Genomic DNA, 13,559 nt, shown 5'->3' on the forward strand with positions numbered 1-13,559 from the left:
ACTGTGAGAAATGACAGTGGCTTAGATTCAATCTTGATAAAGAGCAGGGTGCTCAGAGCACTCTTGCCACTGTAGGGTCAGCGAGTTGCCAGCGCGCCCTGATACAGCACCGGCCCGGTCGGTTGGCCAGTGGGCGAGCCGCCGCGTGGCTCCAGGCTCACGGCCAGGGTCAGCGGTGCGGTGAGCAGGGCTCGCTGCGCTTCGTTCAGTGGGATTCGGCCCTTGCCTGCGGCGGGCACCAGGCCCAGGGAGATAGGTTTGCCACCGGGCGCAATGGCCCACAATTCCAGGTCCTGGGCCGAGGCTACGGCGGCCAGGGTCAAGGGCTCGACTTGCAGGTGATCGGCAAACGCCTTGATCTGCAACGCCGGTTGTTGGTTGGCGGCGACCAGTGTGGCGTTGTACTCCACGCCCAGGTCGCGCTGGTACAGCACGCCTGCCAGCACCGCGATGACAATCGCGAACGCCGCCGCCAACAGCCGCAGGTTCATCCAAAAGGGTTTCTTCGCCGGCACATGCAACACCTGCGGTTCGATGCGTGCCTTGATGCCTGCCCATACGTGGTCCGGCACCGGGCGTTCGGGAAGGGCACCGGTCAGGCTGGCAAGGGCATCCTGCCAATGACCGAGTTCAACGCGCAGCGCGGCGTCGGCCAATAACAGCGCATCAAAACGCCGGCGGGCGGTGGCAGGCATCAGCCCGATGGCGTAGTCGGCGGCGAGCGCGCGGCGCAGGGCAGTGGTTTGGTAGTTCATGATTCCAGGCACCTGCGCAGACGTTCCAGGCCACGGCGAATCCAGGATTTGACCGAGCCCAGGGGGGCGGCCATGTGGTTGGCCAATTCCGAGCACGACAGGCCCTGGAAGTACGCCACGCTGATCGATTGGCGCTGCATGCCGTCGAGGGTGTCCAGGCAACGGTTGAGGGCGCGGGCTTCGCGCTCGCGGTCGAGTTGCTCGTGGGCGCTGGGGCTGTCGTCGAGCATCGCGTCCTGTTGGCCGTCTGCCAGGGGCTGTTCGCGGCGTTTGCGCAATTGGTCGATGGCCAGGTTGCGGGTGATGTTCACCATCCAGGTCATCGGCGCGGCCAGGTGCGATTCGTAGCGCGAGGCGTTGTACCAGATGCGCACAAAGGCTTCCTGCAGCACCTCTTCGGCCAGGTCCTGGCGGCCCATGAAGCGCAAGGCAACCCCGTGCAGCCTGGGTGAAACCGTGCGATAGAGGGTTTCGAACGCCAGGCGGTCGCCCAGCGCACATTGGGCCAGCAGAGGCTGCAGCGGGTCGGCGTCGGACATGGAAATAGGGCTTCTCCAGGCTCTGGGGGCAGGGCGATGGGACTGCGCACGGTAGGCAGAGGGTAGTTCAGCTTGGGCATTCATTCCATCCGACTCCGGGCGGCGCATAAGGGATATACGCGGCGGCGAGTCATTTGGATGCGGACGCTTCTGAACTATTCTTCAGGTGGGAACATTCCTTCGGGACTGTCAGTCAAACGCCTGCTTTTACCCCTACATCCAGAGGTTGCTTCAATGAAGATTTCACGCGGTTTCGCCCTTTCCTGCCTGATGAGCCTGGCCGCCACCCCGGTATTTGCCGCAGGGTTCAGCCTTGGCGACGCGGCCAATGCCATCTCCGGCATGCAAGGGGGCAACAACAAGGCCGCAGCTGCTGCACCGTCGTCCGAGACGGCTGGCCTGCTCAGCGCCCTGACCTCGCAACTGAACATCACCCCCGAACAAGCCGTAGGCGGTACCGGCGCCATGCTCGGCCTGGCCAAGAACAAGTTGAGCGGCAACGACTATTCGCAACTGGGCAACAGCGTGCCGGGCCTCGACCAACTGTCGGGCAACAACGCATTGGGCAGTCTCGGGGCCTTGAGCGGGATGCTCGGCCAGACCGGCGGCAGCAAGACCAGCGGCCTGGACGGCTTGCTGGGTAACGTGAAGAACACCAACGACCTGAACACCGCGTTCAGCGCACTGGGCATGGACAGTGGGATGGTCAGCCAGTTTGCTCCGGTGATCCTGCAATACCTGGGCGGGCAGGGCGCCAACAGCTCGCTGCTGGGTAAACTGGCCCAGGCCTGGGGCACCGGTAGCTAAGGGCGCTCCGCGCGTAATTGTTCGATGCGCGCATCCTTTTCACTCCAGAGCTGGTTGACCCAGTTCTGGACGGTCTGGCGAAACGCTGGATCGTTCTCGTAATCCCCTTGCCACAGTGCTGGATCCAGCTCACGGGTCTGGATATCAATAATCACCTTCGGCACTGCGCCGCTGATCAAATCCCAGAACCCCGGAATCTTTGGCTGCGGATAGACCACGGTCACGTCGAGCACCGCGTCCAGCTGTTCCCCCAGCGCCGCCAGCACAAACGCCACACCGCCCGCCTTGGGCTTGAGCAAACGTGTGAATGGCGAATCCTGCTGCTTGCGCTTGGCCTCGCTGAACCGCGTACCTTCCAGGTAATTGACCACCGTCACCGGCTGGCGCTTGAACAGCTCGCACGCCTCCTTGGTGATCTTCAAATCCTGCCCTGCCAGCTCAGGATGCTTGGCCAGGAATGCCTTGGTGTAGCGCTTCATGAAGGGGTAATCCAACGCCCACCAGGCCAGGCCCAGGAAGGGCACCCAGATCAGCTCTTTTTTCAGGAAGAATTTGAAGAACGGTGTGCGGCGGTTGAGGGCCTGGATCAGCGCCGGGATGTCCACCCAGGATTGGTGGTTGCTGATCACCAGGTAGCTGGTGTCGCCGCGCAGCTCATCGCCGCCGCGAATGTCCCACTGGGTGGGGATGCACAAGGCGAAAATAAGCTTGTCGATCTCGGCCCAGGTCTCGGCGATCCACATCACCGCCCATGAGGCGTAGTCCCGATAGCGACCGGGCGCCACCAGTTTGAGCAGGGCAAACAACAGCAGCGGTCCGATCAGGACCAGGGTGTTGAGCAACAGCAGCAGTGAAACCAAACAGCCGGTGAGCAGGCGGCGCATAAGTAACTCTTGGAATCTTGTGGGCGGGCCATCATAAGCAAGCTGAGTCTAGAGGCCAAATCGCAAATGGCCGTACGAATGTTTCACAATGTGCCGGTTATGGTGGGTGTGACTAACTAAGTGCTGTCTTTGCGGTCTAGAATCCGCCTACTTCTTTCCGAGGAAATCACTTCGTGAAACTGCTTCTTGCCTCCCTCGCCCTGGCTGCCCTGCCTGTCATGGCCGCCGAGCCGACCCTTTACGGTCGCTACGAATACATCCAGTTGCCGGAGATCGGCGAAACCTTCAAGGCCAAGATGGACACCGGCGCGCTGACGGCTTCGCTGTCGGCCCGTGACATCGAAACCTTCACCCGTGACGGTGACGACTGGGTGCGCTTCCGCCTCGGCGGCAAGGACGCCACCAACAAGGTCTACGAGCACAAGGTGTCGCGCATCAGCAAGATCAAGAGCCGCGCCGATGAAGACGATGACAAGGACGAAGCCACCGTGGCCAAGCGCCCGGTGATCGACCTGGAAATGTGTCTGGGCAACGTCAAGCGTACCGTCGAGGTCAACCTCACCGACCGCAGCAGCTTCAATTACCCGTTGCTGATCGGCGCCAAGGCCTTGCGTGAATTTGGCGCAGCAGTAAACCCGGCCCGTCGCTACACTGCCGACAAACCGGACTGCTGATTTGAACCCATGCCCCACATCCTGATTGTCGAAGACGAAGCGGCGATAGCCGACACGCTGATATTCGCCCTGCAAGGCGAGGGCTTTACCACCACCTGGCTGAGCCTCGGCCAGGAGGCGTTGGCCCATCAGCGCCAGACCCCCGCCGACCTGATCATCCTCGACATCGGCCTGCCGGACATCAGCGGTTTTGAAACCTGCAAGCAATTGCGCCGTTTCAGTGAAGTGCCGGTGATGTTCCTCAGCGCGCGGGATGGCGAGATCGACCGCGTGGTGGGGCTGGAGATCGGCGCCGACGATTATGTGGTCAAGCCGTTCAGCCCACGGGAAGTGGCGGCGCGGGTGCGGGCGATCCTCAAGCGCGTCGGCCCCGGTGTGGCGCCGGCGCTGTTCCAGGTCGATCTGGAGCGCATGCAGATCAGCTATCGCGGCCAACCCCTGAGCCTGACCCGGCATGAATTCCGCCTGCTGCAAAGCCTGCTGGAGCAACCCGAGCGGGTGTTCAGCCGCGAGCAGTTGCTGGACGCGGTGGGCGTGGCGGCCGACGCCGGTTACGAGCGCAATATCGACAGCCACATCAAGAGCCTGCGCAGCAAGTTACGCAGCGTGGCCGCCGATGCCGAGCCGATCCAGACCCATCGCGGCCTCGGCTACAGCTACAGCCCGAGCAACAGCTGATGCGCCTGGGGCTGCGGATTTTCCTGGTGTATGCGCTGTTTATCGGCCTCACCGGTTATTTCGTGCTCAGCACCGTGATGAAGGAAATCCGCCCCGGCGTGCGCCAGTCCACCGAAGAAACCCTGGTGGACACTGCCAACCTGCTGGCCGAAATCCTGCGTGAAGACGTGAAGAACGGCACCCTCGGCCAGAGCCACTGGCCCGAATTGCTCAAGGCCTATGGCAACCGCCAGCCCGGCGCGACCATCTGGGGCTTGCCGAAAAACCAGGTCAACCATCGTATCTACGTGACCGACGCCAAAGGCACGGTGTTGCTCGACTCCACGGGCGAAGCGGTGGGCCAGGACTACTCCAAGTGGAACGACGTCTACCTGACCCTGCGCGGCGAGTACGGCGCGCGTTCCAGTCGCAGTGCAGTGGATGATCCCACCTCATCGGTGATGCACGTCGGTGCGCCGATTCGCGATAACGGGCAGATCATCGGCGTGGTCACCGTGGCGAAACCGAACAGCTCGTTGCAGCCGTATGTCGACCGCACTGAACGCCGCCTGCTGTGGTACGGCGCGGGCCTGGTCATCCTCGGCCTGTTGCTCGGTGCGTTGCTGTCGTGGTGGCTGAGCGTTGCACTGCGTCGCCTGACCGCCTACGCCGAAGCCGTCAGTGAAGGCCGAAGGGCCGAGCTGCCGCATTATCGCGGCGGCGAGCTGAAGCAGCTGTCCACCGCCGTCGAGCACATGCGCACGCAGTTGGAGGGCAAGGCCTACGTCGAACATTACGTGCACACCCTGACCCATGAATTGAAAAGCCCGCTGGCAGCGATTCGCGGCGCGGCCGAGCTGTTGCAGGGCGAGATGAGTCGCGAACAGCAGCAGCGCTTCGTCGGCAATATCGACAGCGAAAGTGCACGCCTGCAGCAGTTGATCGAACGCCTGCTGAACCTGGCGCAGGTCGAGCAACGCCAAGGTTTGGAGGAGCAGGCGAGTATCCCGCTGGCGGCCTTGGTCGACGCTGTACTCAACGCCCAATGTGCGCGAATCGAAGGTGCTGGGCTGCACGTCGAACAGACGATTGCCGCTGATGTGAAGGTGTTTGGCGAACCCTTTCTGCTGCGCCAGGCCCTGGGTAACGTGCTGGACAACGCACTGGACTTCACACCGCCCGGTGGCGTGTTGAGATTCAGCGCACAGACGCTGCACAACGACGTGCAGGTGAGCCTGTTCAATCAGGCCGCGCCGATCCCCGACTACGCCCTGCCGCGTCTCAGTGAGCGCTTCTACTCCTTGCCGCGTCCTGGCAGCGGGCGCAAAAGCACTGGCCTGGGCCTCAATTTTGTCGAGGAAGTCATGAAGCTGCACGGCGGCACCTTGCAGATCGGCAATGTGCCGGGCGGCGTGCACGTGGTGCTGCATCTCCACACAGTCTCCACATTGCCCACATAAATCCCCCACACAGGCTGCCCAGACTCTCCCCATCAAAACAGGGAGAGACCCATGAACCGCAGCCTGCTTTTCAAACTTGGCGCGATTGCGCTGCTGATCCTGCTGTTGCTGATTCCGTTGCTGATGATCAACGGCATCATCAGTGACCGCCAGCAACTGCGCGACGGCGTCCTGATGGACATCGCGCGCAGTTCCAGTTACGCCCAGCGCCTCACCGGCCCGGTGATGGTGGTGCCGTATCGCAAGACCGTGCGTGAGTGGAAGCTCAATGAAAAGCTCAACAAGCGCTACGAGGTCACCCGTGAAGAGCGGGGTCGTCTGTATTTCCTGCCGGACCGTTTTGAGCTCGACGGCAAGGTGCAGACCGAACTGCGCGCACGGGGGATTTACCAGGCGCGGCTGTTCCATGCCGACAACCGTATCAGCGGGCGTTTCGAGCTGCCTGCGCAGTTGGGCATCACCGAAGACTTTGCCGATTACCGCTTTGAACCGGCGTTTCTGGCGGTGGGTATCAGCGATATTCGCGGCATCGAAAATGCGCTGAAGCTGGAGCTGGGCAGCCAGCGCCTGGAGTTCGAACCGGGCTCCCAAGTGGACTGGCTGGGGGAGGGCGTGCATGTGGCATTGCCAGAGCAGGACAGCAAAAAACCGGCTGTGGTGGACTTCGCTTTTGATCTGCGCCTGCAAGGCACCGAGCAACTGCAAGTGGTACCGGTAGGCAAGACCAGTCAGGTGTCCCTGGCCTCCAACTGGCCGCACCCCAGCTTTATCGGCAACTTCCTGCCGGCCCAGCGCGAAGTGACTGACAACGGTTTCACGGCCAACTGGCAGACCTCATTCTTTTCCACCAACCTCGAACAAGCCCTGCAAACCTGCCTGGACGGCCAGGGCTGCAACGACTTCAACAACCGCAGCTTCGGCGTGAACTTCATCGACCCGGTGGACCAGTACCTCAAGAGCGACCGGGCGATCAAATACGCGCTGTTGTTTATCGCCCTGACCTTTGCCGGTTTCTTCCTCTTCGAAGTGCTCAAGAGCCTGGCGGTGCACCCGGTCCAGTACGCGTTGGTGGGCGTTGCCCTGGCGTTTTTCTACCTGCTGCTGTTGTCGTTGTCCGAGCACCTGGGCTTTGCCTTGGCCTACCTGATTTCGGCGAGTGCCTGCGTGCTGTTGATCGGGTTCTACGTGTGCCATGTGCTGCGCAGCGTTACCCATGGCCTGGGGTTTTCGGCGGGGTTGGCGGCGCTGTATGGCTTGCTGTACGGGCTGTTGAGTGCCGAGGACTACGCACTGCTGATGGGCTCGCTGCTGTTGTTTGGGCTGCTGGGTACGGTGATGGTGCTGACGCGCAAACTGGATTGGTATGGCGTGGGCAAGCGCAAGGCGGCCGAGCCGCTGCAGTTTGATCTGGAGGCGGTGCAATGATCGGGTTGCGCGAGGATCAGCAAGTGGGGGCGCAGTTAGCCGCAAGGATCGTTACATTCCTCAATACCACCACCGTCCAATGTGGGCTTGCCCGCGATAGCGGTGGTTCAGAAACAGATGTGCTGAATGACATACCGCGATCGCGGGCAAGCCCGCTCCCACATTGGGTCGGTGTGAACGTCAGGCGGGCGGCTGGGTCTCCAGCATCGAAGGCCGCTGGCTGACCTCGGCGTACCAGGCGGCCAGCTTGGGATGATCCAAGCGCCATTGCATGTCCGGATGACGGAAGTCGAGGTAACCCAGGGCACAGCCCACGCTGATCGAAGCGATGTCGAAGTGGCTGGTCAGTTCGGCGATGGCGTCCTCCTCCAACTCGGCGAGGGCGCGGCGGATCTTGTTGCGCTGCTCATCGAGCCACGGCGCCCAGTGTTTTTCCGCCGGGCGCAGGGCGGTCTCGTAGCGCACCAGCACGGCGGCATCCATGATGCCGTCGGCCATCGAGGCCAGGGTCAGGCGCCGCCAGCGGGCCGAGCCGTCGCGGGGGATCAGCGGGTTGCCGACGTGCTGGTGGTCGAAGTAGTCGAGGATCACCCGGCTGTCGTGCAGCACGCTGCCGTCGGCCAGGCGCAGGGCCGGGATCTTGCCCACGGGGTTGTCCTGCACCAGCTGCGCATCCGGGTTGACCGGGGTCGGCATGCAGCCGTGCAGGGCGACGCGGTCCTGCTGGCCGGTTTCAGCCAGCAGCACGCGGACTTTACGCACGAACGGTGACGCGGGGTTGTGGAACAAGGTCATGCTGGGCACAGACATGGGCTTTCCTCTGTAGGAGCGAGCTTGCTCGCGAAGAACGTTAACGATAACGCAGCGCGTCTGCTTTGACGCGGTGCTCTCTGGTTTTTCGCCGGCAAGCCGGCTCCTACAGGAGGGCCCATACGCCGATCAGCGCGGGGATGCCCAACCCCACCCAACTGAGCGAGTCCCACCCGCCATCCCCCAGCAACGCCGCAAACAACCCGACGGCACTGAGCAGGCCAATCCCCAGCGGAATGCCAAACACCTTCCAGAAACTCGACTGCCTTGGCTTCATGCCTTGCCTGCCTTGCGCCGGACGATCCACAAGTAAATCCCACTCACCAGTACGATGATGGTCAGCACATCCAGCGCCGCCCAGAGGATCTTCATCGGCATGCCGCCGTAGTCACCAAAGTGCAGCGGCTGCGACATGCCCATGGCGTCCATGTACCACGGTCGTTCGCCAATGGCGGTGACGGCCAGGGTGCTGGCATCGATGAGGACCGGCGTGAGCAGATGCGAGGTCAGGTGCGTGCTGCCTTTCATGAACACCGCGTAATGGTGCTCGCTGGAGAAGCGCGTACCAGGGAAGGCGATAAAGTCCGGCTGCATGCCGGGCGCGGCCTTGGCGGCGATGTTCAGCAGTTCGCTGGCCGGTGCGCGTTGGGTCAGAGGCGGGGCGTTTTTGTAGGGTTCGATCATTGCGCTGAGGCTGTCGGTGCGCCAGGCGGCGATGATCAGGTCGGCACAGGCGCTGATCACGCCGGTCACGCCCACCACCAGTGCCCAGGTCAACGTGACCACGCCGATCAGGTTATGCAGGTCGAGCCAGCGCAGGCGCGTGGACTTGTCTTTGCGCACCGTGGCGAACTTCAAGCGGCGCATGAACGGCAGGTACAGCACCGTTCCCGAGACAATCGCCACGACAAACAGAATGCCCATGAACGCCAACAGCAACTTGCCCGGCAGGCCGGCGAACATATCCACATGCAGGCGCAGCAGGAACAGGGTGAAGCCGCCATTGGCCGACGGCATCTCGACCGCGTCGCCAGTGCGCGCATCGAGCATGAAGGTGTGGGACGAGTTGGGCTCGGTGCCCGCTGTGGCGGCCATGATCGCGATCACGCCGTTCTTGTCGTCCTCATCCCACGCCAGGTATTGCATGGCCTCGCCCGGGCGATGGGCCTGGGCTTTGGCCACCAGTTGCTCGAGGTTGAGCCGTGGCGTATCGACGGGCATCTGCGCCAGTTCGGGCTCGTTGCCCAGCAGATGGTCGATCTCGTGGTGAAACACCAGCGGCAGGCCGGTGAGGGCGAGCAGCAGCAGGAACACCGTGCAGATCAGGCTGGTCCAGGTGTGGATGAAGGACCAGCGGCGGATGGTTTTGCTTTTCATCACGGCTCCAAAGGCAAAAGGGCCGCGGTTCAGGCGGCCCTTCATCAGCGGTTTCTCACCGTCTTAGAATTTGTAGTTCACGCTGGCGACCACGTTACGTTGGTCGCCGTAGTAGCAGTAGAAACCATCGCAGGTAGACAGGTAGTCCTTGTTGAAGATGTTCTTGGCATCAACGGCCACGGTCACACCCTTCATAGTGCTGTTCAAGCGGCCGAGATCGTAATGCACCGAGGCGTCGTAAACGGTGTAGGAGCCTACATGGCCCAGGTCGGTGTTGGCAGCGTTGCCGTAGGTATCGCCGACGTAACGTACGCCCGCACCCACACCAAAACCGTCCAGTGGCCCGCTGCGCCATGTGTAGTCAGCCCAGCCTGTGGCCTGGTTGCGAGGTAATTGGTTGAGACGGTTGCCTTTTTCAGCGGCAACGCCTTGAGTGATTTCGCTGTCGTTATAGGTATATGAACCCACCAGTTTCAGGCTTTCGGTGACGTCGGCACTGGCTTCCAACTCCAGGCCACGTACCTGCACCTCACCCACTTGGCGAGTGATACTGCCCTCGGTGACTGAGGTATTTTGCTGGGTCAGGTCGAACACGGCAGCGGTGAACAACGCCTTGGTGCCTGGAGGCTGATACTTGATACCGGCTTCGTACTGTTTGCCTTCAGTGGGCTTGAATGCCCCGGTGCTGCCCACTTGCGTACCTGAGCCGGCCTGGAATGATTCGGCGTAGGACAGATACGGGGTGATGCCGTTGTCGAAGACGTAGCTCAGCGCCGCGTTGCCGCTGAAGTGCTTGTCACGCTGGGTGTTGGTCGCATCATTCAGGTTATGGAAGGTGGTACCGGTATGTACCCAGTCTTCACGACCGCCGAGGGTCAGGCGCCAGTTGTCGAGGGCCATCTGGTCCTGGACGTACAGGCCGGTCTGCTGGGTCTTTTGGGTGTAGTCGTACATGGTGAAGTACTGGACCTTGGAGAAGTCCTGCCCGTACACCGGACGATTGAAGTTGATGGTCGGCACACCCGCCGACCCCCATAACCAGCGCGCGTCGCTGGTAGAGCGCTGGTGGTCCAGCCCCAGCAACAGCGTGTGGCTTACCGCGCCAGTCTGGAAGTCGGCCTGGAAGTTGTTGTCGACGGCGAACTGACCGATATTTTCATCGACCTTGCCGGCCGAGCGACTTACGTTGCCGTCGGTGTCGACCGCCACTTCAGGGCCATTCGGAAAGAAGGCGCCACCGGCAGTGATGCCTTGGAACGACAAATCGTTCTTGGTGTAGCGCAGGTTCTGATGGAACTGCCAGGTATCGTTCAGACGCGTTTCGAAAGCGTAGCCAAGGGCGTAGTAGGTACGGTCGTAGAATTCCCAATCCGGATCACCCAGGTTCTTGTGATGGGAGATCTTGCCGGCCGGCGAACTCAGCTTGGTGCCTTGCAGCGGCAGGAACTGCCCGGTGATGCCGGTATCGTCACGGGTGAACTGGGTGAGCAACGTCAGTTTGCTGTCGTCGTTGATATTCCAGGTCAGGCTCGGGGCGATGTTGTAGCGCTTGTCCGGGATGTGATCCACGGCGGTGTTGCTGTCGCGCACCACGCCGCTGACGCGGTACAGGAACTGGCCCTCGTCGTCGATCTTGCCGGTGCTGTCGAAGTTGATCTGCTTATGGTTGTTGCTGCCGGCCTGTACTTCGATCTCATTCGAGCTTTCGGCCTGGGGGCGGCGGCTGACCATGTCCAGCAAACCACCGGGCGGGGTTTGCCCGTAGACCGACGATGCCGGGCCGCGCAGGACGGCAATGCGTTCCAGGTTCCAGGTGTCGATCTTTGGCGTGGCGTAGTTGCCTTTGGGTAATGGCAGGCCGTCGAGGAATTGAGTAGGGACAAAACCGCGTACCAGCAGCCAGTCACTTCGGGAATCGGAACCGTAGCCGGAACTCTGCACGCCAGCGGTGTAGCGCAAAGCGTCGTTGAGGTTGAGTACGGATCGGTCTTCCATTTGTTTGCGAGTGATCACGGTCACCGAACGTGGCAGCTCGGCAATCGGTGTATCAGTCTTGGTGCCCGCCGCAGTGCGTGTTGCAACATAGCCGTCCACCGGACCCCATGCACTTTCATAGCCGCCTTGCCCTGTGATGTTAGTCACCGGCAGCGCCATCACCCCCTCCGGAACCGCCACCAGCGTGTACGTCCCCGCGCTGCTCTGCTCCAGCTGCAAGCCGGTGCCGCGCAAGGCTTCACGCAGTGCGCTCGGTGCATCGAACTGGCCTTGGACCGGGGCCGAGGTCTTGCCTGCTGCCAGCGTCGGGTTGAGGGTCAGTGCCAGGCCGGCCTGGCTGGCGATCTGGTTCAGGGTGCTGGCCAGCGGTGCGGCCGGCAGGTTGTAGGCGCGCACGCTGGAGGCTTGTTCGGCGGCAATCAGCGCAGTGCTGGTCAGTGGGGCGCTGAGGGCAATAGCCACGGCTAACAGGCTGGGGCGCAACAAGGTGTCTAGCGTGCGGGACATGGGCGGCTCCTGAATGGAAGTAATTCGCAATTGCCTATGTGCCGAACGAGAATCGAAAAGTGATAGGGCAGGATCAAAATATTTTTTGTGGTGGGTTTGAGGGCCTCATCGGAGCAAGCCCCGCTACCACAGAACCTAAGGCTTACCCGTGACCGTCACCCACCACGGCGTGTGCTGTTCGATCTGCACCGGGAGTGTGGGCAGCAGCGCATTGAGCGCCAGGGTGGTGTCGTGCAGTGGGAAGCTGCCGGTGATGCGCAGGTCGGCGACGTTTTTATCCACCCCCAGATAGCCGGTGCGGTAGCGGCTGAGTTCCTGCACCACATCGCCCAGGCGGGCGTTGTCGACCACCAACATGCCGCGCGTCCAGGCATCGGTGGCGGGGGTGACGGCAAAGGCAGGGCCGAGGCCGTCGCTGCGCATCAACACTTGTTGGCCGGCCTTGAACACCTGTTCCTGTTGCAGCGCTTCGGGCTGGGCACCCACCGCTGATTGCAGCACGCTCAGGCGCGTGGCGTCGTCTTCGCGCTTGACGATAAACCGCGTGCCCAGCGCGCGCAGGCTGCCGTCGCGGGTTTGCACATAGAACGGACGCGCATCGTCGTGGCCGGTCTCGACGAAGATTTCGCCTTCCTGCAACACGATCAGCCGGCGCTTTTCATCGAAGCGCACGTCGATGGCACTGTGGGTGTTGAGGTTGATCAACGTACCGTCCGCCAGTTTCAGCGTGCGCTGCTCGCCGGTGGCGGTGCGCTGGTCGGCCAGCCAATAGTGGATCGGCACATAGCGCTCGCCGGCAAACAACGCCAGGCCGCATATCAGCGCAATACTCGCCAGGCCGCTGCCCAGCTTGCGCACGCGCTGGCGAATGCCTTCGCGCGACTGCAATAACGCCGCGCGCGCCGGGCCCGAAGCCGCGCTGAAACGCTGGTCGAGCATGCCCAGTTGGCGCCAGGCACGGGCGTGCTCTTCATCGCTGGCCAGCCATTTGCTGAATTCTTCGCGCTCCACCGGACTGTCGTCGCCCGAATCGAGGGACAACTGCCAGGCAATCGCCGCATCCAGCACCCGTGCTGAGACCGGTTTGGCGCTGATCAGGGTCATAGCGGCTCGCCATACAGGGCGATGTAGCACTGGCGAATGCCCTGGGCCAGGTACTGGCGCACACGCGGCACCGACACACCCAGGCGTTGGGCGATTTCAGCGTGGCCCAGCCCGTCGAGGCGGTTATAGAGGAAGGCGGCGCGGGCCTTGCTCGACAGCTTGCCGAGCAGGCGGTCGATGGCCTTGAGGTCTTCGAGGATCAGTTGCTGCTCTTCGGGCGAAGGGTGTTCGCTTTCCGGGATCAGCATCAATTCGGTGAGGTAAGCCTGTTCGAGGGCGGCGCGACGGAAGTAGTCGAACAGCAAACCCTTGGCGATGGCCACCAGAAATGCCCGTGGTTCGCGGGGCTCGCGCAACTCGTCACGGCCGAGCAGGCGCATGAAGGTGTCCTGGCTCAGGTCTTCGGCGCGGCTCGGGCAGGCTACGTTGCGCCGCAGCCAGGCCAGCAGCCAGCCACGATGGTCGCGATACAACGCGCCAACAAGCTCACTGTGTGGGTTCTGGACCGACGACAAGGCATCACCGAATAAACTGTAGGTTTAAACTAACGAGAATTATTCGCGAT

The 13,559-nt window shown here is 62.2% G+C and carries 14 protein-coding genes; 5 read left to right on the plus strand and 9 right to left on the minus strand.

Annotation, left to right across the window (positions count from 1 at the left end):
* Positions 1-77: 77 nt before the first annotated feature.
* Both AD670_RS09575 and AD670_RS09580 read right to left on the minus strand, forming a co-directional pair.
* On the minus strand, positions 78-755 hold the full coding sequence (locus tag AD670_RS09575) for an anti-sigma factor domain-containing protein (RefSeq protein WP_053130992.1): 678 nt from the start codon (positions 753-755) through the stop codon (positions 78-80).
* On the minus strand, positions 752-1,378 hold the full coding sequence (locus AD670_RS09580) for a sigma-70 family RNA polymerase sigma factor (protein WP_053130993.1): 627 nt from the start codon (positions 1,376-1,378) through the stop codon (positions 752-754). Before AD670_RS09580 ends, AD670_RS09575 begins: the two co-directional genes overlap by 4 nt.
* A 150-nt stretch (positions 1,379-1,528) precedes the next feature.
* Here AD670_RS09580 and AD670_RS09585 point away from each other — a divergent pair, with 150 nt between their 5' ends.
* Positions 1,529-2,101 carry a DUF2780 domain-containing protein gene (locus AD670_RS09585; RefSeq protein WP_053130995.1) on the plus strand — a complete coding sequence of 191 codons (573 nt, stop codon included), beginning with the start codon at positions 1,529-1,531 and terminating at the stop codon, positions 2,099-2,101.
* Here AD670_RS09585 and AD670_RS09590 read toward each other — a convergent pair.
* Entirely contained in the window at positions 2,098-2,985 is an 888-nt protein-coding gene (locus tag AD670_RS09590; protein WP_053130997.1) for an acyltransferase, read from the minus strand. The genes AD670_RS09585 and AD670_RS09590 overlap by 4 nt on opposite strands.
* Positions 2,986-3,158: 173 nt before the next feature.
* Between AD670_RS09590 and AD670_RS09595 the strand changes: the two genes are divergently transcribed.
* From AD670_RS09595 to creD, 4 genes are read left to right on the plus strand one after another with little or no spacing between them, the layout of a single operon-like run.
* Positions 3,159-3,659, plus strand: coding sequence for an ATP-dependent zinc protease (locus AD670_RS09595; RefSeq protein ID WP_053131000.1), 501 nt, complete (start codon positions 3,159-3,161; stop codon positions 3,657-3,659).
* Positions 3,660-3,668: 9 nt separating this feature from the next.
* Entirely contained in the window at positions 3,669-4,337 is a 669-nt protein-coding gene (gene creB, locus AD670_RS09600) for a two-component system response regulator CreB (protein WP_027605971.1), read from the plus strand.
* Complete coding sequence (gene creC, locus AD670_RS09605; protein ID WP_053131002.1) at positions 4,337-5,776, plus strand: two-component system sensor histidine kinase CreC; 1,440 nt, start codon at positions 4,337-4,339, stop codon at positions 5,774-5,776. Before creB ends, creC begins: the two co-directional genes overlap by 1 nt.
* A 51-nt stretch (positions 5,777-5,827) precedes the next feature.
* Positions 5,828-7,201, plus strand: a complete 1,374-nt coding sequence (creD, locus tag AD670_RS09610) for a cell envelope integrity protein CreD (RefSeq protein WP_053131005.1) — start codon at positions 5,828-5,830, stop codon at positions 7,199-7,201.
* Between the two features lie 180 nt (positions 7,202-7,381).
* Here the strand turns inward: creD and AD670_RS09615 are convergent, their stop codons facing one another.
* The 6 genes from AD670_RS09615 to AD670_RS09635 form a co-directional block, all read right to left on the minus strand.
* On the minus strand, positions 7,382-8,011 hold the full coding sequence (locus AD670_RS09615; protein ID WP_053131009.1) for a glutathione S-transferase: 630 nt from the start codon (positions 8,009-8,011) through the stop codon (positions 7,382-7,384).
* Between the two features lie 106 nt (positions 8,012-8,117).
* Complete coding sequence (locus AD670_RS31650; RefSeq protein ID WP_172681458.1) at positions 8,118-8,288, minus strand: hypothetical protein; 171 nt, start codon at positions 8,286-8,288, stop codon at positions 8,118-8,120.
* A complete protein-coding gene (locus tag AD670_RS09620; RefSeq protein ID WP_053131232.1) occupies positions 8,285-9,388 on the minus strand; it encodes a PepSY domain-containing protein in 1,104 nt (367 codons plus the stop codon). The genes AD670_RS31650 and AD670_RS09620 overlap by 4 nt, the downstream gene beginning before the upstream one ends.
* Before the next feature lie 63 nt (positions 9,389-9,451).
* Positions 9,452-11,890, minus strand: a complete 2,439-nt coding sequence (locus AD670_RS09625) for a TonB-dependent siderophore receptor (protein WP_053131012.1) — start codon at positions 11,888-11,890, stop codon at positions 9,452-9,454.
* Between the two features lie 135 nt (positions 11,891-12,025).
* Complete coding sequence (locus AD670_RS09630; protein WP_053131015.1) at positions 12,026-12,994, minus strand: FecR domain-containing protein; 969 nt, start codon at positions 12,992-12,994, stop codon at positions 12,026-12,028.
* Complete coding sequence (locus AD670_RS09635; RefSeq protein WP_053131018.1) at positions 12,991-13,509, minus strand: RNA polymerase sigma factor; 519 nt, start codon at positions 13,507-13,509, stop codon at positions 12,991-12,993. The genes AD670_RS09630 and AD670_RS09635 overlap by 4 nt, the downstream gene beginning before the upstream one ends.
* Positions 13,510-13,559: the final 50 nt, after the last annotated feature.

The sequence above is a fragment of the Pseudomonas sp. MIACH genome, from assembly GCF_001269925.1.
Classification (GTDB): Bacteria; Pseudomonadota; Gammaproteobacteria; order Pseudomonadales; family Pseudomonadaceae; genus Aquipseudomonas.